The sequence below is a fragment of the Paraburkholderia heleia NBRC 101817 genome (assembly GCF_000739775.1).
GTDB classification, from domain to species: Bacteria; Pseudomonadota; Gammaproteobacteria; order Burkholderiales; family Burkholderiaceae; genus Paraburkholderia; species Paraburkholderia heleia.
This window is the reverse complement of record NZ_BBJH01000003.1, coordinates 131806-151031: the sequence shown is the minus strand read 5'-3', so window position 1 is coordinate 151031 and position 19226 is coordinate 131806. Positions and strand designations below refer to the sequence as shown.

At 66.9% G+C, this 19226-nt stretch carries 20 protein-coding genes; 13 read left to right on the top strand and 7 right to left on the bottom strand.

Going from position 1 to position 19226, the window contains the following annotated elements:
• Positions 1-90 precede the first annotated feature (90 nt).
• Together BHE01S_RS02630 and BHE01S_RS35925 are read left to right on the top strand one after the other, a co-directional pair.
• Positions 91-795 (top strand): cytochrome b/b6 domain-containing protein, encoded by a 705-nt coding sequence (locus BHE01S_RS02630; protein ID WP_042260276.1) that lies wholly within the window; start codon positions 91-93, stop codon positions 793-795.
• Positions 796-879: 84 nt separating this feature from the next.
• Entirely contained in the window at positions 880-1131 is a 252-nt protein-coding gene (locus BHE01S_RS35925) for an H-NS family nucleoid-associated regulatory protein (protein ID WP_052405660.1), read from the top strand.
• A 100-nt stretch (positions 1132-1231) separates the two neighbouring features.
• Here the strand turns inward: BHE01S_RS35925 and kdgD are convergent, their stop codons facing one another.
• The 4 genes from kdgD to BHE01S_RS02605 form a co-directional block, all read right to left on the bottom strand.
• Positions 1232-2149, bottom strand: coding sequence for a 5-dehydro-4-deoxyglucarate dehydratase (gene kdgD, locus BHE01S_RS02620; RefSeq protein ID WP_042260274.1), 918 nt, complete (start codon positions 2147-2149; stop codon positions 1232-1234).
• A 51-nt stretch (positions 2150-2200) separates the two neighbouring features.
• The gene (gene gudD / locus BHE01S_RS02615; RefSeq protein WP_042260271.1) at positions 2201-3550 is read right to left on the bottom strand and encodes a glucarate dehydratase; all 1350 of its coding nucleotides are present in this window, start codon (positions 3548-3550) and stop codon (positions 2201-2203) included.
• A gap of 65 nt (positions 3551-3615) precedes the next feature.
• Positions 3616-4704, bottom strand: coding sequence for a lactonase family protein (locus BHE01S_RS02610; RefSeq protein WP_042260270.1), 1089 nt, complete (start codon positions 4702-4704; stop codon positions 3616-3618).
• Positions 4705-4743: 39 nt separating this feature from the next.
• Positions 4744-6075, bottom strand: coding sequence for an MFS transporter (locus tag BHE01S_RS02605; RefSeq protein WP_042260713.1), 1332 nt, complete (start codon positions 6073-6075; stop codon positions 4744-4746).
• Between the two features lie 257 nt (positions 6076-6332).
• On the opposite strand from BHE01S_RS02605, the gene BHE01S_RS02600 reads away from it, so the two are divergent.
• Entirely contained in the window at positions 6333-7916 is a 1584-nt protein-coding gene (locus BHE01S_RS02600; protein WP_042260268.1) for an aldehyde dehydrogenase (NADP(+)), read from the top strand.
• A 100-nt stretch (positions 7917-8016) separates the two neighbouring features.
• Here the strand turns inward: BHE01S_RS02600 and BHE01S_RS02595 are convergent, their stop codons facing one another.
• Positions 8017-8757, bottom strand: coding sequence for a FadR/GntR family transcriptional regulator (locus BHE01S_RS02595; RefSeq protein WP_042260267.1), 741 nt, complete (start codon positions 8755-8757; stop codon positions 8017-8019).
• Between the two features lie 441 nt (positions 8758-9198).
• On the opposite strand from BHE01S_RS02595, the gene BHE01S_RS02590 reads away from it, so the two are divergent.
• The 9 genes from BHE01S_RS02590 to BHE01S_RS02550 all read left to right on the top strand — a co-directional run bounded on the left by BHE01S_RS02590 (position 9199) and on the right by BHE01S_RS02550 (position 16313).
• Entirely contained in the window at positions 9199-9897 is a 699-nt protein-coding gene (locus tag BHE01S_RS02590; RefSeq protein WP_407669450.1) for a c-type cytochrome, read from the top strand.
• Between the two features lie 94 nt (positions 9898-9991).
• Positions 9992-11275, top strand: coding sequence for a c-type cytochrome (locus BHE01S_RS02585; protein WP_042260264.1), 1284 nt, complete (start codon positions 9992-9994; stop codon positions 11273-11275).
• A gap of 7 nt (positions 11276-11282) precedes the next feature.
• Positions 11283-11465 (top strand): hypothetical protein, encoded by a 183-nt coding sequence (locus BHE01S_RS02580; RefSeq protein WP_042260263.1) that lies wholly within the window; start codon positions 11283-11285, stop codon positions 11463-11465.
• Positions 11466-11493: 28 nt separating this feature from the next.
• On the top strand, positions 11494-12069 hold the full coding sequence (locus BHE01S_RS02575; protein ID WP_042260262.1) for a cupredoxin domain-containing protein: 576 nt from the start codon (positions 11494-11496) through the stop codon (positions 12067-12069).
• Positions 12059-13684, top strand: coding sequence for a cbb3-type cytochrome c oxidase subunit I (locus tag BHE01S_RS02570; RefSeq protein WP_042260261.1), 1626 nt, complete (start codon positions 12059-12061; stop codon positions 13682-13684). The genes BHE01S_RS02575 and BHE01S_RS02570 overlap by 11 nt, the downstream gene beginning before the upstream one ends.
• Positions 13681-14478: a c-type cytochrome gene (locus BHE01S_RS02565; protein ID WP_042260259.1), complete on the top strand. Its 798-nt coding sequence runs from the start codon at positions 13681-13683 to the stop codon at positions 14476-14478. The genes BHE01S_RS02570 and BHE01S_RS02565 overlap by 4 nt, the downstream gene beginning before the upstream one ends.
• A gap of 104 nt (positions 14479-14582) precedes the next feature.
• Positions 14583-15011: an OsmC family protein gene (locus tag BHE01S_RS02560; RefSeq protein WP_042260258.1), complete on the top strand. Its 429-nt coding sequence runs from the start codon at positions 14583-14585 to the stop codon at positions 15009-15011.
• A gap of 9 nt (positions 15012-15020) precedes the next feature.
• Entirely contained in the window at positions 15021-15359 is a 339-nt protein-coding gene (locus BHE01S_RS02555; RefSeq protein ID WP_042260256.1) for a cupin domain-containing protein, read from the top strand.
• 696 nt (positions 15360-16055) lie between these two features.
• Positions 16056-16313 carry a hypothetical protein gene (locus BHE01S_RS02550; protein ID WP_063769069.1) on the top strand — a complete coding sequence of 86 codons (258 nt, stop codon included), beginning with the start codon at positions 16056-16058 and terminating at the stop codon, positions 16311-16313.
• A gap of 88 nt (positions 16314-16401) precedes the next feature.
• Here the strand turns inward: BHE01S_RS02550 and BHE01S_RS02545 are convergent, their stop codons facing one another.
• Together BHE01S_RS02545 and BHE01S_RS02540 are read right to left on the bottom strand one after the other, a co-directional pair.
• Positions 16402-16806, bottom strand: a complete 405-nt coding sequence (locus BHE01S_RS02545; protein WP_042260252.1) for a DUF302 domain-containing protein — start codon at positions 16804-16806, stop codon at positions 16402-16404.
• A 106-nt stretch (positions 16807-16912) separates the two neighbouring features.
• A complete protein-coding gene (locus BHE01S_RS02540) occupies positions 16913-18346 on the bottom strand; it encodes an MFS transporter (RefSeq protein ID WP_042260249.1) in 1434 nt (477 codons plus the stop codon).
• Between the two features lie 143 nt (positions 18347-18489).
• Between BHE01S_RS02540 and BHE01S_RS02535 the strand changes: the two genes are divergently transcribed.
• Positions 18490-19215 carry an ArsR/SmtB family transcription factor gene (locus BHE01S_RS02535; protein ID WP_042260708.1) on the top strand — a complete coding sequence of 242 codons (726 nt, stop codon included), beginning with the start codon at positions 18490-18492 and terminating at the stop codon, positions 19213-19215.
• Positions 19216-19226: the final 11 nt, after the last annotated feature.

The following is a 19226-nucleotide window of genomic DNA, read 5'->3' as shown; positions in this document are numbered from 1 at the left end:
CATCGCCGTTGCGCAGATTGCGCCACACATGGCGTGCGTTCCTGACCTATGATGGCCTTGATCGCCCCGCCCGGCCGCCCGCCTCGAATCATGAACTCCACGACCTCCGCAACCCGCCGCCGCCCCGGGCATCCTGAGCGCCCCGAGCGCCGCGTGCCCGTCTGGGACCTGCCCACGCGTCTCTTTCACTGGCTGACCGTCGTGCTCGTGGCGGCCGCTTACGTCACGCAGCGCATGAACTGGATGCAGATGCACGTGCGCCTCGGCGAGACGCTGCTCGCGCTCGTGCTGTTTCGCATCCTGTGGGGATGCTTCGGCAGCGAGACCGCGCGCTTTTCACGCTTCGTCGCTTCGCCGCGCAAGACGATCGCGCATCTGCGCCATCTGCTGCGGCGCGAGCCCGACGTCCAGGTGGGCCACAACGCGGCCGGCGGCTGGATGGTTCTGCTGCTGCTCGCGCTGCTGCTGGTCGAAACGCTCACCGGTCTCTACGACAACAACGACATCGCCGACGAAGGCCCGCTCAGCGAAATCGTGCCCGCAAAGATCGCCAACGCGATAGCCGGCCTGCACGCGTGGGGCTGGGATCTGCTCGCGGCGGCGGTCGTGCTGCACATGTGTGCGATTGCCGTCTATGCGCTCGTGAAAGGCCACAATCTGGTCGGCCCGATGGTGAGCGGAAAAAAGCGACTGCCCGCTTCGGTGCGCGCGCCCGCGCGCGGGTCGCTGTGGCTCGCGGCCCTGCTGATGGGGCTGTCGTGCGTCGTGGTGGCGCTGCTCGCCGCGTATCTTTGATGCCGCTTGTGCGGGGTAAAGCCCACGCGAAGCCCGCACAACGCGTAAAATCAGCGGCTCTTTTTCACTCGACAAGAATCATCGATGGCTACCTACCGCGAATTGCTCGCCCAGAAGCGCGAACTCGACGAGCGCATCGAAGCGGCGCGCGCCGAAGCGGCGCACGAGGCACTGGCCAACGTGCGCGCGGCGATCGCCGAATTCGGCTTCACGCCCGACGAGGTGTTCGGCAAGCCGCGCCGCGAAAAGACCGCGCGCCGCGCCCGCAAGGCCGAAGGCAACGAAGGGAAAAAGCGCGAGCGCGCCAATCTGGACCTGTTCGGCGACAACAACTGATCGACCGCCCGCGCCCTTCACAGGCAAACCGGGCCGCGACGGCCCTCTCGCAAGCCATGCCGCGCCGGCTGGCACGAGCATGGCGCAAACTCCGCAAGCGTCACTGCGCGCCGAGCTTCTTGATGAGCGCGTCGAGCTGCGCCACTTCCTCTTGCGTGAGGTCGGTAAGCGGCGCGCGCACCGGGCCAGCGTCGCGGCCCACGAGCTTCGCGCCCGCCTTCACGATGCTGACCGCGTAGCCGGCGCGACGGTTGCGAATGGCGAGGTATGGCAGGAAGAATTCGTCGATCAGCCTGCCCACCGTCGCGTGGTCGTCCGAGGCGATCGCACGGTAGAACTGCATGGCGGTTTTCGGAATGAAGTTGAACACCGCCGACGAATACACGGGCACGCCCAACGCCTTGTATGCCGCCGCGTAGACTTCGGCCGTGGGCAGGCCGCCCAGGTACGCGAAGCGCTCGCCCAGACGGCGGCGGATCGTCACCATCGCCTCGATATCGCCCACGCCGTCCTTGAAGCCGATGAGGTTCTCGCAGCGGTTCGCGAGTGGCTCGAGCATGTCGGCGTTGAGCTTCGAATTGGCGCGGTTGTAGACGATCACGCCCATCTTCGGCACGGCCTTGCAGACCTGCTCCACGTGCGCGGCAATGCCTTCCTGCGACGCCTCCGTGAGGTAGTGCGGCATCAGCAGAATGCCTTGCGCGCCGTTGCGCTGCGCTTCCTGCGCGTACTCGATGGCCACGCGCGTCGCGCCGCCCGCGCCCGCGAGAATCGGCACCTTGCCCTTGCAGGTTTCGGTGGCCGTCTTGACGACCTGCGAGTATTCGCTCTTCGTGAGCGAGAAGAATTCGCCCGTGCCGCCCGCTGCGAACAGCGCGCTCGCGCCGTACGGGGCCAGCCATTCGAGGCGCCCGGCGTAGGTGCTCGCGCGGAAGTTGCCTTGCGCGTCGAAGTCGGTCACGGGGAACGAAAGCAGGCCTTCGGAGACGATTTGCTTGAGTTCTTGCGGCGTGGTCATGGTGTCGATCCTGTTGCGAAGTCAGTAAAAGCGTTCAGTCGAAGACGGCGTTCAGCGCACGAGGCACGGACGCTTGTTGTCGAATTTCCAGCCGGGAATGAGGTATTGCATGGCGATTGCGTCGTCGCGCGCGCCGAGGCCGTGCTCCTTGTAGAGCGCATGGGCCTTTTCCAGCTCGTCCATGTCGATCTCGATGCCGAGGCCCGGCTTTTGGGGCACCCGCACCTTGCCGCCCACGATCTGCAGCGGTTCCCGCGTGAGGCGCTGGCCGTCCTGCCAGATCCAGTGCGTGTCGATCGCCGTGATCTTGCCGGGCGCTGCGGCGGCCGCATGCGTGAACATGGCGAGCGAAATGTCGAAGTGGTTGTTCGAGTGCGAGCCCCACGTGAGGCCCCAGTCGTGACACATCTGCGCCACGCGCACCGAGCCCTGCATGGTCCAGAAGTGCGGGTCGGCGAGCGGAATGTCCACCGATTGCAGCTGAATGGCGTGGCCCATCTGGCGCCAGTCGGTCGCGATCATGTTCGTGGCCGTCGGCAGGCCGGTGGCGCGGCGGAATTCCGCCATCACTTCGCGGCCCGAATAGCCGTTCTCCGCGCCGCACGGGTCTTCCGCGTAAGCGAGCACATCGTGCTTGTCGCGGCACAGGCGGACGGCTTGCTCGAGCGACCACGCGCCGTTCGGGTCGAGCGTCACGCGGGCTTCGGGAAAGCGCTCGGCCAGCGCCGTGACCGCTTCCATTTCCGCGTCGCCCGCCAGCACGCCGCCCTTGAGCTTGAAGTCGTTGAAGCCGTAGCGCGCCTGCGCGGCTTCGGCGAGGCGCACGACCGCTTCCGGCGTCATCGCCTCTTCGGTGCGCAGGCGCTCCCAGTCGTCGCGGCCAGCGGCGCCGCTCGCGTAGGCGAGATCGGTCTTGTTGCGATCGCCGATGAAGAACAGGTAGCCGAGCATCGCCACTTCGCTGCGCTGCTGGCCTTCGCCGAGCAGCGCGGCAACAGGCACGTTCAAATGCTGGCCGAGCAGGTCGAGCAGCGCGGCTTCGAGCGCCGTGACCGCGTGAATCGTGGTGCGCAGGTCGAAGGTCTGCAGGCCGCGGCCGCCCGAGTCGCGATCGGCAAACTGCCTGCGCACGGCGTTGAGCACCGACTGCATGTTGCCGATGGACTGGCCGACCACGAACGCACGCGCGTCTTCGAGCGTCTTGCGGATCGCCTCGCCGCCCGGCACTTCGCCGATGCCGGTGTGGCCCGCGCTGTCGCGCAGCAGCACGACGTTGCGCGTGAAGAACGGACCGTGCGCGCCGGAGAGGTTCAGCAGCATGCTGTCGCGGCCCGCCACGGGCACGACGCGCAACTCGATCACGACGGGCGTGGCGTTCGGTTGAACGGTTTGTGTAGACATGAACAGAGTACCTGTAAAAGTGCGGCGCGCTGCGCCCTGACAATCGAAATGTTGGGTCGAACCGGTCAGGCGTCGGCGGCGACGATCTCCACCCAGTTCGCGCCGTTGCCGCCCTCGCCGCGCGAGAGGGGTGTGAGCGCGCCGCTCGCCGCGTCGATCGCGTAGACCGAGACGTGCTGCGATTTTTCCCCGCACGCCACGAGAAAACGGCCCGTCGGGTCGATGCGAAAACCGCGCGGCTGTGTTTCCGTCGCGCTCGCGCCCACGTATTCGAGCGCGCCATCCTGAGAGACACGCAGCGTGAGAATCTGGCTCGTCGTGCGCTCGGACACGTAGACGAAGCGCCCATCGGGCGACACGTGGAGATCGGCGGCCCAGACGAGCTTCGCGAGCACCGCCGGGTCGGGCTGCACGGGGTCCGTGGGGCTCGGGCGCGCAAAGCCGTCGTTCAGATGCGCGAGCACCGGAGCGCGCGGCGAGACGTGCCGCGCCGCGAGCATGCCCGTGGCGGCGTCGCGCGCGCAAGCCGCCACCGTCGCGCGGAATTCGCTCAGCACGTACAGCACGTCGCCGTTGGGCGAAAAGCGCAGATGCCGGGGACCGAAGCCCGCGCCGAGATCGACCGTGCCGATCTCGACGAGGCGCCCCGCGTCTTCCAGCGCGAAAGCGAACACGCGGTCGCTGTCGAGCGACGACGCATAGGCGAAGCGCCCGTCGGCGGAAACGATCACCGCGTGCGCGTGCTCGATGCCGCCGATCACCTGCAGTGGCGCGCCACGCCCGTCCTCGAGATCCTTCGCGCCATACAGGCTCACGCGATGCTCGCCGTACGAGGCGCCCAGCAGGAAACGCCCCTGCGGCTCGGCACACAGATACGCGAGGCTCGATTCGATCGGCGTCTGCACGCGCGGCGCGAGACGGCCGCCTGGCGCGTCGATGGCGTAGTCGTTGATGCGCTTGTCCGCGCCGCGCGTGGCGGCGTAAAGGCGGCGGCGATCGGGCGAGAGCGCCATCGGCATCACGTTGTCCTGCGCAGCCACGCGTGCTTGCGGCGTGAGCGCGCCACTGCGCGCATCGAGATGAAACACGCCAATGTCGCCGTCTTTTGAATTCGCGACGTAGACGAAGAAGCGTTCGGGGTTCGGCTGGCTCATGGTGCGGGTCTCCTTCTCGATTGAGGGCTGCGCTCGGGCTCAGTGCGCACCGCTGCGGACCGGATCGTCGGCGAAGGCGCGGCGCGACGGCTTGCTGCGGGCGAGAAACGCGGCGGCGGCGGCAATCAGCGAGGTCACGCCAAGTCCGTAGAGACCGCCCGCAATCGAGCCCGTATGCTGTTGAAGATAGCCGAAGGTGGCAGGCGCGAAGAATCCGCCCAGATTGCCGAGCGAATTGACGAGCGCGATCACGCCGGCGGCCACGCGGGTGTCGAGATAGCCTTGCGGTATCGGCCAGAACAGCGACGAAGCCGCCTTGAAGCCGATGGCCGAAAAGCAGATCGCCACGAACGAGAACACCGGGTCCGACGACGTGGAAGCAAACAGGCCGCAGGCCGCGATCACGAGCGCGATGGCGAGCCACGCCTGCTGGAAGCGGTACTTCGCCGAAAGCAGCGCGAAGCCGTACATCGCGACGATGGCGATCAGCCACGGAATGGCGTTGTAGAGGCCCACCTGGAAGTCGGTCAGGCCGCCCATCTTGCGGATGATCGTGGGCAGCCAGAACGTGGCCGCATAGATCGTGAGCTGGATGGCGAAGTACAGGAAGCAGAACAGCGCGATCTGCGGTTCCTTCAAGAGACGCAGCACCGGCACGTGCGCGCCCGTGGCGGCTTCGCGCCCGGCCTGCTCGCGCGCCAGGTACGTTTCGAGCGCGCCCTGTTCGTCGCTCGTGAGCCAGTGCGCGTCGCGGATGCGCGACTTCAGGAACACCCAGCTCACGCCGCACAGCACGATCGAGAAGCCGCCTTCTATCAGGAACATCCACTGCCAGCCCGCGAGACCGAGGCCGCGCACGGACAGCAGCGCGCCCGTGACCGGACCCGAGAGCACCGAGGCGAACGCTGAGCCCGCGAGAAACACGGCCGCCGCCTTGCCGCGTTCTTTCTGCGGCAGCCACTGCGCGAAGTAATAGATGACGCCGGGAAAGAAGCCTGCTTCGGCCACGCCTAGCAGAAAACGCAGCATGTAGAACGAGGTATCGTTGTGCACGAACGCCATGGCCGCGGCCACGACGCCCCACGTGCCCATGATGCGCGTGAGCCACGCGCGTGCGCCATACTTCTGCATGAGGATGTTGGACGGCACCTCGAAGATCGCATAGCCCACGAAGAACAGCCCCGCGCCGAACCCGTACGCCGCCGCCGAAAGACCGATATCGGCTTTCATGTGTGCACCGGCGAAGCCGACGTTCACACGGTCGATATAGTTCGCGATGAACATGATGAGGAAGAGCGGCAGCACGTGCCGCAGGACCTTGGCGCTGGCGGACTCCAGCAGGTCCTCATAATGGCTGACGGGGGCGGACATCGAGGTTGTCTCCTTTGGGCGCCGGCGGTGCGCGGACTGCATATGTCGTGGTACGTTGTCTGATGACATTCTAGGCTTGGCCGCCGAGGGAGCCAACGTCGCGTTTACCCTGCTCCGGAACGGAAATCGCGGCCATTTAGCCAGATTCTGCGCTCACAGACCGCTCTGAACGCCTGCCACGGATGTGCCGCGGCGACGAACTGGCGTACTATAGTTGTACGATGACTTAACTCACTGCAACGATGCTCGGAGACACTATGCAAATCACTGGCGACATGCTCATTGGAGGCCGCGCGGTACGCGGCCCGGAAAAGCCGCTCGCGGCTTTCAACCCCGCCACGGGCGAAGCCATCCCCGCACCGGCCTTCGGCAGCGGCACGGCCGCCGACGTCGACGCCGCCTGCCGGCTCGCCGCCGCGGCGTTCGACGCATACCGCACACTGCCGCTCGCCGTGCGTGCGGCGTTCCTCGAACGCATCGCCGACGGCATCGCCGCGCTCGGCGACGCGCTCACCGAACGCGCCCACGCGGAAACCGGCCTGCCCAAGGCGCGCCTCGAAGGCGAGCGCGGCCGCACCGTCGGTCAGCTCAAGCTGTTCGCGCAAGAAGTGCGTCAGGGACTGTGGCTCACGCCCACGCTCGACGCCGCCCTGCCCGAGCGCAAGCCGCTGCCGCGCGCCGATCTGCGTCTGCAGAAAATCGCGCTCGGTCCGGTGGCCGTGTTCGGCGCGAGCAACTTCCCGCTCGCGTTCTCGGTGGCGGGCGGCGACACGGCCGCGGCGCTGGCGGCGGGCTGCCCGGTCATCGTCAAGGCGCACGGCGCGCACCTCGGCACCTCGGAGATGGTGGGCCGCGTGATCCAGCAGGCCGTGCAGGAGATGGGGCTGCCCGAGGGCGTGTTCTCGCTCATCGTCGGCGCGGGGCGCACCGTGGGCGAAGCGCTCGTGGCGCATCCGGCCATCAAGGCCGTGGGCTTTACCGGCTCGCGCGCGGGCGGCATGGCGCTCGTGCGCATTGCCGCGAGCCGGCCCGAGCCCATTCCCGTCTACGCGGAAATGAGCAGCATCAATCCCGTGTTCCTGCTGCCCGAGGCGCTCGCGGCGCGCGGCGCGGCCATCGCGCAGGGCTTCGTCGATTCGCTCGTGCTCGGCGCGGGTCAGTTCTGCACGAACCCGGGTCTGGCGATCGGCATCGAGGGTCCGGCGCTCGACCAGTTCGCGCAGGCCGCGGCGCAGGCGCTGGGCGTCAAGCCCGCGCAGACCATGCTCACGACGGGTATCCATGCGGCCTATGAAGAAGGCGCGCGGCGTCTGGCCGAAACCCGGGGCGTCAGCGCGCTCGCGCAGGGCCAGCCCGCGAGCGGCCCGAACCAGGCGTTCGCCGCCCTCTTCGTGACCGACGCGCAAACCTTCCTCGCGCAGCCCGCCCTCGAAGACGAAGTGTTCGGCCCGGCCTCGACGCTCGTGCGCTGCAAGGACGAAGCCGAACTGCTCGCCGTGGCCGAGCACTTCGCAGGCCAGCTCACCGCGACGATCCAGATGGAGCGCACCGACCTGCCCGCCGCGATGCGCCTCGTGCCGATACTCGAACGCAAGGCCGGCCGCCTGCTCGTGAACGGCTTTCCGACCGGCGTGGAAGTCACGCACGCCATGGTGCACGGCGGCCCGTTCCCGGCCACGTCCGATAGCCGCGCGACCTCGGTGGGCACGAGCGCGATGGAGCGTTTCCTGCGGCCGGTGTGTTATCAGGACTTCCCGGCCGAGCTGCTGCCGCAGGCGCTGGCGGACGCCAATCCGCTCGGCCTCTGGCGGCGCAGGAACGGCGAGCTGATGCGCGGCTGAGTGGCGGCATCTGCGCATTTCACGCATCGCCAATGAAAACAGCGGCTGCCGTTCAACCTGCAGCCGCTGTTTTCCCATCCACGCTACGCGCCGGGACGCCTTACGCCTTTTCCCCCGACTCCGCCGCCGCGCGGCGCAGCCGCTCGCGGCTGCTCGACAGATGCATGCGCATTGCAGCGCGTGCGCCTTCGGGATCGTGACGGGCGATGGCGTCGAAAATGCTCTCGTGCTCGCGGTTCACCAGCTCGGCGTAAGCCTGCGGATCGCGATGCGCGATGCCAGCCGAGTCGACGCGACGGCGCGGGATCAACGCCGCGCCCATCTGCGTGAGGATGTCGACGAAATAGCGGTTGCCCGTGGCGCGCGCCACCGAGATGTGGAAGTCGAGGTCGGCGCCCGAGCTGTCGCCGCCCGTGCGAATGACGACGTCGAGTGTGTCGAGCGCGGCGCGCATGCCCGCCAGGTCGCGCTCGCCCGCACGCTGGGCGGCAAGGCCCGCAGCCTCCGTTTCGAGACTGATGCACAGCTCGAGCACGGCCAGCACATCGTCCAGCGTGCCGGCCGGGACGACGTCGAGATCGAGCGGCTCGCGGCGCGGCTCCAGCACGAAGCTGCCAATGCCGTGACGCGTTTCGATGACCGACATGGCTTGCAGACGCGAGATGGCCTCGCGCACCACCGTGCGGCTCACGCCCAGTTGCGTCATGAGACTGCTTTCGGTGGGCAGCTTGTCGCCGGGCTTGAGTGCGCGCGTGGCGATCTGGCCGCTGATGAAGTTGACGACCTGCCCGGCGAGATTGCGGCTACGCGCGGCGATGGGCGTGGCAAGCGACTCCGCCATGTGGATCTCCTCGGCTCGATATGCGTGCGTCAGTCTTATCGTTCCATTATACGTTGTCGGACAACCTCCGGAAAAGCGCGCACGCATGAGATTGAGGAGATCCGACGACCGCATGGTGGACGCCACCGGCTCAGGCTCCGGGACCACACGGAATCGCGCCGTGAACGATCCGTAATTTATTTCGCATTCCGATGCAACTCGCGCTGCTTCGAACGGCGGCGAGAAGTGCATGTCGTTGTGTTAGCAAACATATCGCGCAATCGCGATCCGGGCAAAATTATTTGTACAACCTGGCTGCACAAGTCGGCGTTCTCCGATAATCTCCTCGAAAAGGTGCGCGCCCGGCCGTTTTAGATAATGAGAATCCCCCCACGGACGACGCCTCAACTGATATCGAATCGCAACGCGTTTGTGTAGCTGCCATCCGCAACGAGGGAATCATTGAGAACCCGCATCGTCCTGCTCATCCTTGCGCTCGCGCTGCCATGGGCGCCGCTTTTCGCGGCGCCGCCCGCCGAGCCCGCGCCTGACACGATGCAGGCCCGCGTGATGGGTTGCGCGGCCTGTCACGGCGCACACGGCGAAGGCACCGACAACGACTACTTCCCGCGTCTCGCGGGCAAGCCGGCGGGGTATCTGTTCAACCAGCTCGTCGCCTTCCGCGACGGCGGCCGCAGCTACCCGCCCATGAACTATCTGCTGGCGTATCTGCCCGACGCCTACCTCAAGCAGATCGCCGAATTCTTCTCGCAGCAGCACCCGCCCTATCCGCCGCCCGCCAGGCCCACGGTCGACGCGGCCACGCTCGCGCTCGGCAAGACGCTCGTCATGAACGGCGACAGCAAGCGCAACGTGCCCGCCTGCGCGCTCTGCCACGGCGCCGCGCTCACGGGCATGCAGCCGGCCATTCCAGGCCTCGTGGGCCTGCATGCGAACTACCTCAGCGCACAGCTCGGCGCGTTCCGTTACGGTACGCGCCGAGCCGCTGCGCCCGACTGCATGCACGACATCGCCACCCGTCTCGCCGACCGCGACATCACCGCGATCGCGGCCTGGCTCTCGTCGCAACCCGCGCCCGCCGATACGACGCCGGCGGCGGCCTCGCCGCTGCCGCTCGCATGCGGCAGCGTCCATCACTAGCCGGGGCCTCGACGTGCGCAGACTTCGATCCCTTCTCCCGTCATCGTCAAGGCCGCTCGCGGCGCGCCTCTCGTTCGCGGCCGTCGCGCTCTGCATGGGCGCCGCAGTCGCGCTCGCGCAAACGGCCGCGCCCAGCGCGAACGCAGCGGACGCGGCGAGCGCCGCCGCGGCGGCGGCCGCGGCCAACGCGAAGCCGGTGGCGAGCAACGCCGCACTGATCGCGCGCGGCGAATATCTCGCGCGCGCCGGCGACTGCATTGCCTGCCACACGGTGCCTTCCGAGCAGATGTTCGGCGGCGGCCGTCCGATGGAAACGCCGTTCGGCACGCTCTACACGCCGAACATCTCGTCGGACAAGACGTTCGGCATCGGCGCGTGGACAGCCGACGAGTTCTACCGCATGCTGCACGAGGGCAAGTCGCGCGAGGGCACGCTGCTCTATCCGGCCATGCCGTTCGCGTCGTACACCAAGGTCACGCGCGCGGACTCGGACGCGATTTTCGCGTACCTGCTCTCCACGCAGCCCGTGCGCAAGGAGAACCGTCCGCACGACCTGCGCTTTCCGTATAACAAGCGCGCGCTGCTGCTCGGCTGGCGCACGTTGTTCTTCCGCCAGGGCGAGTTCAAGCCCGACCCGAAGCAGTCCGCCGAATGGAATCGCGGCGCGTATCTCGTGGAAGGACTCGGCCACTGCACGATGTGCCACACGGCGATCAACGCGCTCGGCGGCAACTCGGCTTCGAAGGAGTTCCAGGGCGGGCTGATTCCGGTGCAGAACTGGTATGCGCCTTCGCTCACCTCGAACAGGGAAGCGGGCCTCGGCGACTGGAGCATCGAGGACATCGTCGATCTGCTGCACGCAGGTGTTTCGAAACGCGGCGCCGTGTACGGGCCGATGGCCGAAGTGGTCTACGACAGCTTCCAGTACCTCACCGAAGACGACGTGCGCGCCGTGGCCGTGTATCTGAAGTCGCTGCCTGGCCACAACAACGAAGTCGACAAGTCGCCCAAGAGCACCTTCGTGACGGAGGAAGCCGCCCGCCTCGTGCCGCTCGGCAAGAAGATCTACGAGTCGCAGTGCGCGGTGTGCCACGCAGCCGAAGGCCAGGGCAAGCCGCCACACTTTCCGCCGCTCGCCGACAACCAGTCGATCCAGATGAACTCGGCCGTGAATCCGATCCGCATGGTGCTCAACGGCGGCTATGCGCCGGGCACCCGCAAGAACCCGATGCCCTATGGCATGCCGCCTTTCGCGCAGTCGCTCTCCGATGAAGAAGTGGCGGCCGTGGTCACGTATATCCGCACGGCGTGGGGCAATCACGGCACGCCGGTTTCCGAACACGAAGTGAACGCACTGCGTTCCGCGCCGCTTTTCTGAGGCTGCGATGATCGAAACTCCCGTACCCGAACAGCCGGGCGAGCGCCCGCAACACGAACAGGTCGACGAGATCGTGGCCGACGGCCCGGGCGGCGCGCTCGCGCTAGCGGGCATCGCCACGGCGATCGTGGCCGCGATCTGGTTCGTCTTCTACTTCGTCGTGTTCCTGCCGCGCGGCGTCATCCAATAGACCAGACAGACAAGAAAAGGCCGGCCTCATGTCGAATCCGCTCGATAACCATGCCAGTGCCGAAGTCGCCGCGCGCGTCGAGCGCCGCTGGGCGGCGCTCATGGTGGCGTTCGTCTCCCTGCTCGTGGCCGTGGTGGTGTTCACGGGCCTGCACTGGGCCATGATGCCGCCCTCGCGCGTGGAACTCGTCAATCCGCAAACGCTGCACGTATCCGGCGAATTCGTCGAGTCGAACCTCGGCAGCGCCGTCGAGACCGACGGCTCCGTGACGGTGCGCATTCTCGCGCAGCAATACTCGTTCACGCCGCAATGCATCCTCGTCCCGGCGAATACGCCCATTACGTTCCGCGCGACGAGCGCCGATGTCGTGCACGGCTTTCTCGTCACGGACACCAACCTGAACTCGATGGTCGAGCCGGGCTACATCTCGACGTTCCGCACGACCTTCGACAAACCCGCCGACCACCTCATGCCGTGCCACGAATACTGCGGCACGGGCCACCAGGGGATGTGGGCCCACGTGAAGGTCATCGACAAGGATGCCTTCATGCAGATGGCGAACCAGGCAGGCAATTCAGCGCGGAGACTCAGCTGTGTTAAATAACAAGCGACTCGTACTCGCCCACTTCTGGCTCGCGTTCATCGTCTTCGGCGTGGCGCTGCTGCTCGGCGCGTGGCAGATGTTCGTGCGCAGCCCGCTGCATCCGTGGCTAAACGACCCCGAGCTGTACTACCGCTCGGTCACCGAGCACGGCACCGTGATGGGTTATGTGTTTCCCACGCTCATTGCCATGGGCTTCGGCTACGCGGTCAGCGAACTGGCGCTCAAGCGCCCGCTCGTGGGCGTGAAGTGGGCCTGGCTCGGCTTCATCCTGCTCGCACTTGGCGCCGTCACGGCCTCGGTGCCCGTGGCGCTCGGCCTCGCCTCCGTGCTCTACACGTTCTACCCGCCGATGATCGGCAACGTGTTCTATTACCTGGGCGTCGTGCTCGTCGTGGTGGGCTCGTGGGTGTGGGTCGCGCTGATGGGCGTGAACACCGCGAAATGGAAGCGCGAGAATCGCGGCAAACCGCTGCCGCTCGCCATGTTCGCGACCACGGCGGGCGCGTATCTCTGGGGCTGGACCGCGGTGGGCGCCGCCATCGAAGTGCTGTTCCAGATCCTGCCCGTGGCCTTCGGCTGGCGCAATACGATCGACGCGGGGCTCGCGCGCGTGTTCTTCTCCTGGACCCTGCACGCCATCGTCTACTTCTGGCTCGTGCCCGCCTATATCGCCTACTACACAATCATCCCGCGCGCGATCGGCGGCCGGCTCTACAGCGACGTGATGGCGCGCATCTCGTTCATCCTGTTTCTCGTGGTGGCCATGCCGATCGGCCTGCACCACCTCTTCACCGATCCGCAGGTCGGCTCGGGCTTCAAGTTCGTGCAGTCGGTGTTCACGGCGCTCGTCTCGGTGCCCACGCTGCTCACCGTGTTCACGATCTGCGCGTCGGTCGAAATCGCCGGGCGGCTGCGCGGCGGCAAGGGCCCGTTTGGCTGGATCGCGAAGCTGCCGTGGCAGAACCCGCAAATGCTGGCCGTGGCGTTCTCGTTCGTCATGCTCGGCTTCGGCGGCGCGGGCGGTCTCATCAACATGAGCTACCAGCTCGACCAGTCCGTGCACAACACGCAGTGGATCACGGGCCACTTTCACCTGATCTATGGCGGCGCGATCGTCATCATGTACTTCGCCATCGCCTACGACCTGTGGCCGCAGATCACCGGCCGCGCGCTCCACAACTGGCGCCTCATGCGCTGGCAGTTGTGGCTGTGGTTCATCGGCATGATCGTGACGACCTTTCCGTGGCACCTGGTCGGCCTCATGGGCATGCCGCGCCGCATGGCCTATTACGACTACAGCGACCCGGCGCTCGCGGGCCAGGGCGCGCTCGTGGCGCTCTCGGCCTTTGGCGGGCTGATCCTCGTGATCTCGGCGGTGCTGTTCTTCATCGTCTTGCTGCAGGGGCATCGCAGCGAGGCGGCCGCGCCCGAGGAGTATCGCTTCAGCAAGCCGGTGCACGAGTCGGCCACGCTGCCGGCGGCGCTCAACAGCTTCGGGCTGTGGGTCGTGCTGATGATCGCCCTCACGGTCACCAACTATGGCTACCCGATCGCGCAACTGCTGGCGACGCCCGAAACGGCCGTGCCCGCGATCCCGATTGGAGCGCAGCGATGAGCGACGAACGCCTGTTCTCGTTTCGCAACGTGTGGTTCCGCGCGGGGGTCGGCACGGCGATCGTCGTGTTCGTCGTCTCCGTGCTGATCGGCTTCATCTGGCTGCCTTCCGCCAAAAGCGACCCGTATTTTCAGGGCATCTGGACGGCGATCTGCAGCGCGGCCGGCGTGCCGCGCGAGTGGCACCCGGTCGGCTCGGTGGTGCCGCCCGGCTACAAGCTGAGCCAGGTCGAACTCACGCCGCACATGCTCGATGGCGCGACGGCGCTCTCCGTCGGGCGCGGCGCGACGCTCGCCTTGCGCTGCACGATGTGCCATGGCCCGCGCGGCATCAGCATGGCCAATTCGCCGAATCTGGCGGGCCAGTTCGCCATCGTGGTCTTCAAGGAACTGCACGACTTCCAGACGGGCGCCCGCCAGAACGCGGTGATGTCGCCCATGGCGCGCGATCTGTCCGACGAGGACATGCGCGACCTCGCGGCCTACTACGCATCGCTGCAGCCAATCGCGCACCTGCGTGGCGGCGCGCCCGCCATCGTGGCGCACGGCGCGCCGCTGCGCAATATTCCCGCGTGCGCGTCCTGCCATGGCGGCGTGGACAGCAAGATCGGCAGCCCTTGGCTCGACGGCCTGCCAGCCGCGTATACCAAGGCGCAGTTGCTCGCGTTCGCGAACGGTACGCGCCATAACGACATTTCCGGGCAGATGCGCAACATCGCGCGCAACATGACGCCCGAGGAAATCGACGCGGCCGCAGCCTGGTACGCGGGCGAAACGCCGCCGAAGCAACCCTGAACCCAACCCCGAATTCATTCACGCGGGGTTTGCGGCGGTACGCAAATTGCGCGCCCTGCGTGTCCTTCACCCAACCTCGTTACCCAATCTCGCGGAGCGACATCATGCAAAAAACGGCATCGGCAAAATGGCACGGCGGCATCAAGGACGGACAGGGCACGATCTCGACGCAAACCGGCGTGCTCAAAGAAGCGCCTTATGGCTTCGCCTCGCGCTTCGAAGGCGGTCCCGGCACCAACCCCGAGGAGCTGATCGGCGCGGCGCACGCGGGCTGCTTCACGATGGCGTTCTCGCTCTTTCTCACCCAGGCAGGCTTCACGGCCGAAAGCATCGAAACGAAATCGACCGTCACGCTCGACAAGGTGGGCGAAGGCTTCGCCATCACGAGCTGCCAGCTCGACATGACCGCGAAGATTCCCGGCATCGATCAAGCGAAGTTCGACGAGCTTTCGAAGGGCGCCAAGGAGAACTGCCCGGTGTCGAAGCTCTTCGCCAACAACGCGAAGATCACGCTCAACGCGAAGCTCGTGTGAGAGGCTGTCATGGCCATCCCCCATGCCGCGCCGGGTGAGGTCTTCGACGTGCGTCCGCTAGGCGGCGCGCTCAAGAACGCGAAATCGACCACCCTGATCCGCGCGCAGCAACTCGAAGTCATGCGCATCGTGCTGCCGGCGGGCAAGCGCCTGCCCGAGCACAGCGTGCCCGGCGAGATCACGGTGCAGTGCGTGGAAGGCGTAATCCGTTTCTTCGTGAACGGCGATCCGCGCACCATGCACGCAGGCGACATGCTGCTGCTCGGCGGCGGCGAAACGCACGCGCTGGAAGCGCTCGACGATGCTTCCGTGATCGTCACGATTCATCTTGCGCATGGGGAGAAGTAAGGGCTGGCGCTGCATCCGTTACAAAAAATGGGCGTGTCCTGGCTTAAACCGGACACGCCCATTTTTCTTTCCGAAGACGGTTGCGCCGCCCCGCTCGCTGCTTCGACGGCACGGGGTCGTCGTTGAGCGTCTTGAAGAATGCGATGATGTCCTGTCGCTTTGCGTCATCGCGGGCTTGTCGCCGAACTTGCAGTCGAATGTGTCTTACATCGGAGCGAGCGCATTACAACATCGCAAGATGACTACACGGCGAACGTTTAATTTCCGAATGCTTTCGTCTAATTTCAGATTCGAAAGAATCGCGCCAAGGACTGTGTGTGCGGAGGTCTGGATTCGGCCCTGGATTCGGGCCGCGCGCGGGGCCGGGGTTCCGCTCATTGCACTCCGTGCGGCGCGAGCTATAACTGAAAGCACAGTGCGGATGTTCTCTGCGCGCCCGCTCGCCCCCTCTTCTTGCGCCGCGCCGCGCTGTGCCGCCCCCGAATGCGTGGGCGCGCTTCTTTCGTGAGCAGTGAGCTAAGACGTTCGGCAGCCGTGCGCTGCGCGCAGGCATCCCGACTTTCCAGATGAGTGTGCGGCTTCAGGCGTTGCCTCTCGCTCGCGCGCACCTTCGCCGCGGAGTCAATCCGCCGTTATCCGCAGTGACTTCGTCATTGCCGCGAAGGCGCACTCACGAACTCGAGAAAGGAGGTTGACATGACATTACGCCTGGCATTGATCGCCACATGCGTGGCGGCCGTGGCAGCCGTTGCGCCCGGCACGGCGCGCGCGGCGGACGACCCCGTCTCGCAACAGCGCGCACATCAGACAATGACCGATGACGCCGATGCTTCGGCCCAGGCCAGCACCGACATGTCATATGGTGGCACGCCCGATGCACGCAGCGCTTCGGGTCATCGCACGGGCAAGATGTGCTGGCCGCGTTCCGATTGCGACGTGTTTTTTGGTCAGTGAGATGGGGTTATTGTGGTTTGGTCACTGACCCGCGCCCGGTAGTCGATTTTAAGCGTCCGCCGCAGATGCGTGCGCAGCGCATCTGCGCTTATTGCACGACAGCCTGCAGCAGCCCCACCACGCGCTGCAGCGGCACGAGCACTTCGGCGTCGATGCCATAGAGCGGGCCGAGCGTTTGCGAGACGTCGCGATAGTCGAGCCGCGTATGCCCTTCGTTGTCTTCCCAGATCACCATGCGCAGCGGCAACTCCACCGCCGCGTGCGGATTGGCTGCCATGACGGGCGTACCGGCCTTCGGATTGCCGAACAGGATGAGGCGCGTGCGGCGCAGGCTGAGCCCGGCGGTCTCGGCGGCTTCGCGCTGGTCGACGTCGGCGAAGATATCCGCGCCCGCCTTGGCGAGCGCCGCCTTCAGGCGCGCGATCGTCGTGTCGAAGTCGTGGGCACTCTTGAGCGTCAGCACGGATGAGGGATGTTGCCCGTATTCGGCCATGACAAACTCCTCCTATGGCACACGGCCCGCGCGAATGCGCGATGCATGCAACGGCACTTTATCCCAGAATGCGCGGCGGATGATCCGGCGCGCGCGCGGGGAGAAGTCAGGCGCACGGCTTCCCGGCACGCGGCTTCTTCGCGCCACGCGACCCGGCGGCGTGCGAAGCATGGCGAGACCACGCGCGCCACCACGCCCACGCCGCGCCTGCCGAGAGCACGGCGGCGATCAGCAGATTTACGCGCATGCCCGCACCGATCGATGCGCGCCCCGCGATCGTGGCGCCCGCCACGGCCACGCCGAGCGCCGCACCCGTTTGCCGGGCGGCGTTGAGCACGCCGGCGGCGATGCCTGCGCGGCCCTGATCGACTGTCGCCATGAGTGCCGCCGTGGCCGCGGGCGTGATGAGACTCACGGCGAAACCGATGGCCGGCAGCGGCAGGGCCAGCAAGTCGTAGCGCGCGGTCGTTGCGCACGCCGCCGCGCCGAGGTAGCCCGCTGCCGCGAGCAGGCAAGCGAGCGCGACGAGCGCATGCGATCCGAGCCACGCTACCGCGCGCCGCGAAAGCAGACTGCCGGGCGGCACCACCACGGTGAGCGGCAGGAAGGCGAGGCCCGCGCGCAACGGCGCATAGCCGCGCTCCAGCTGCAAAAACAGGCTGAGTCCGAATAGCAGACCGTAGAACGTGAACGCCGAAATCATCGAGACCAGCACGGCTGCACTGAACACGGGCTCGCGAAAAAAGCCGAGCGGCAGCATCGGCTGTGCGCGGCGCGCTTCGAGCGCGACAAAGGCGAATGCCGCCACCACAGCCAGCACGAGACCGCCCGCTACGAGCGGTGCGCGCAAGCCGTGCGCTGGCGCTTCGATGATGGCCGCATTGAGCAGCGCCAGCGCCGCGATGGCCGCTGTCTGACCCGCGAGGTCGAGCCGGCGCGGCACGCGTGGGAGCGGCTGCGGCGCCACGCGCGCCGCCATGACGATGCCCGCCAGGCACACCGGCACGTTGAGCAGAAAGATGCTGCGCCAGCCGACGAGCCCGATCAGCACGCCGCCCAGCAACGGGCCCGCCGCCATCGCGACGCCGCCGAGCCCGGCCCACACGCCAAAAGCGGCGGCGCGCTCACGCGCGTTAGTGCACGCGCCATTGATGAGCGCCATTGATGCGGGCACGAGCAGTGCCGCGCCCATGCCTTGCAGCACGCGTCCGAGCGTGAGCAACGCGAGGCTCGGCGCGGCGCCGCACAACGCCGAAGCCGCGGTGAAGACCGCGAGCCCGGCCATATAAACCTGGCGCGCACCGAGCCGGTCGCCGAGCGTGCCGCCCGAAAGCAGCAGACTCGCGAACGTGAGCGTATAGGCGTTCACGACCCATTGCAGGCCGGCCACGCCGCCCGCAAGACTCGCGCCGATGCGCTCGAGCGCGACGTTGACGATCGAGGTGTCGAGGATCACCACGACATAGCTGATGCTCGTGGCCCAGAGCACCCGGCGCTGCTGTTCGCGGCTGTGCGTCTCTTGCGTCTCTTGCGTCTGCATAGGCTCTCCCGCTATGCCGGCGCACGTCGGGGCGCCGGCCACGAGCCCAGTATCGGATGCATGGCAGCGGCGATGCTTCGATGCGTATCGAAACATGCGACCCTGCTCTCGCGCTACGCTACGCGTATATCGTGGAGAAACACATGAACATGCAACCGGGAGTGTCCGCCACGGCCTTCCTGATCGCCGACCCCGCGCGGGCCGCAATGCTGATGGCGCTCGCCGATGGCCGCGCGCTGCCCGCCGGTGAACTGGCTTACGCGGCCGGCGTGACCGCGCAGACCGCGAGCAGCCATCTGGCGAAGCTGCTGGACGGCGGCCTGCTCGCCGTGGAAAAGGAAGGCCGCCACCGCTACTACCGGCTCGCGGACGCCCAGGTCGCAACCTTGCTCGAAAACCTCGCGACGGTTGGCGCGCGCACGCCGATGCGCCGCAAGCCGCTCGGCCGCGAGGCGCGGAACCTGCGCTTCGCGCGCTGCTGCTATGACCATCTCGCGGGCCAGGTGGGCGTGGCGATTACGGAGCGCCTCACGGATGCGGGGCTCATCACGGCGCAAGCGGACAAACGCTTCGCCGTGACGCCCGCCGGCGAGACGTGGTTCGGCGAACTCGGACTCGACGTCGCCGCGCTCAAGCCGGGACGTCACGGCATTGCGCGTCAATGCCTCGACTGGACCGAGCGCCAGCATCATCTGGCCGGGCCGCTCGGCGTGGCCTTGCTCGCGCTGCTGTGCGAACGCGGCTGGATGCGGCGTACACGTGCCTCGCGTGCGGTGCAGATCACGCCGAGCGGCTGGGTCGATCTGCGCGAGCGGCTGGGCCTGACGCCCGAACTGCTAGCCACCCGCACCGATGATTCGAATGACTAACTAATTGCGCC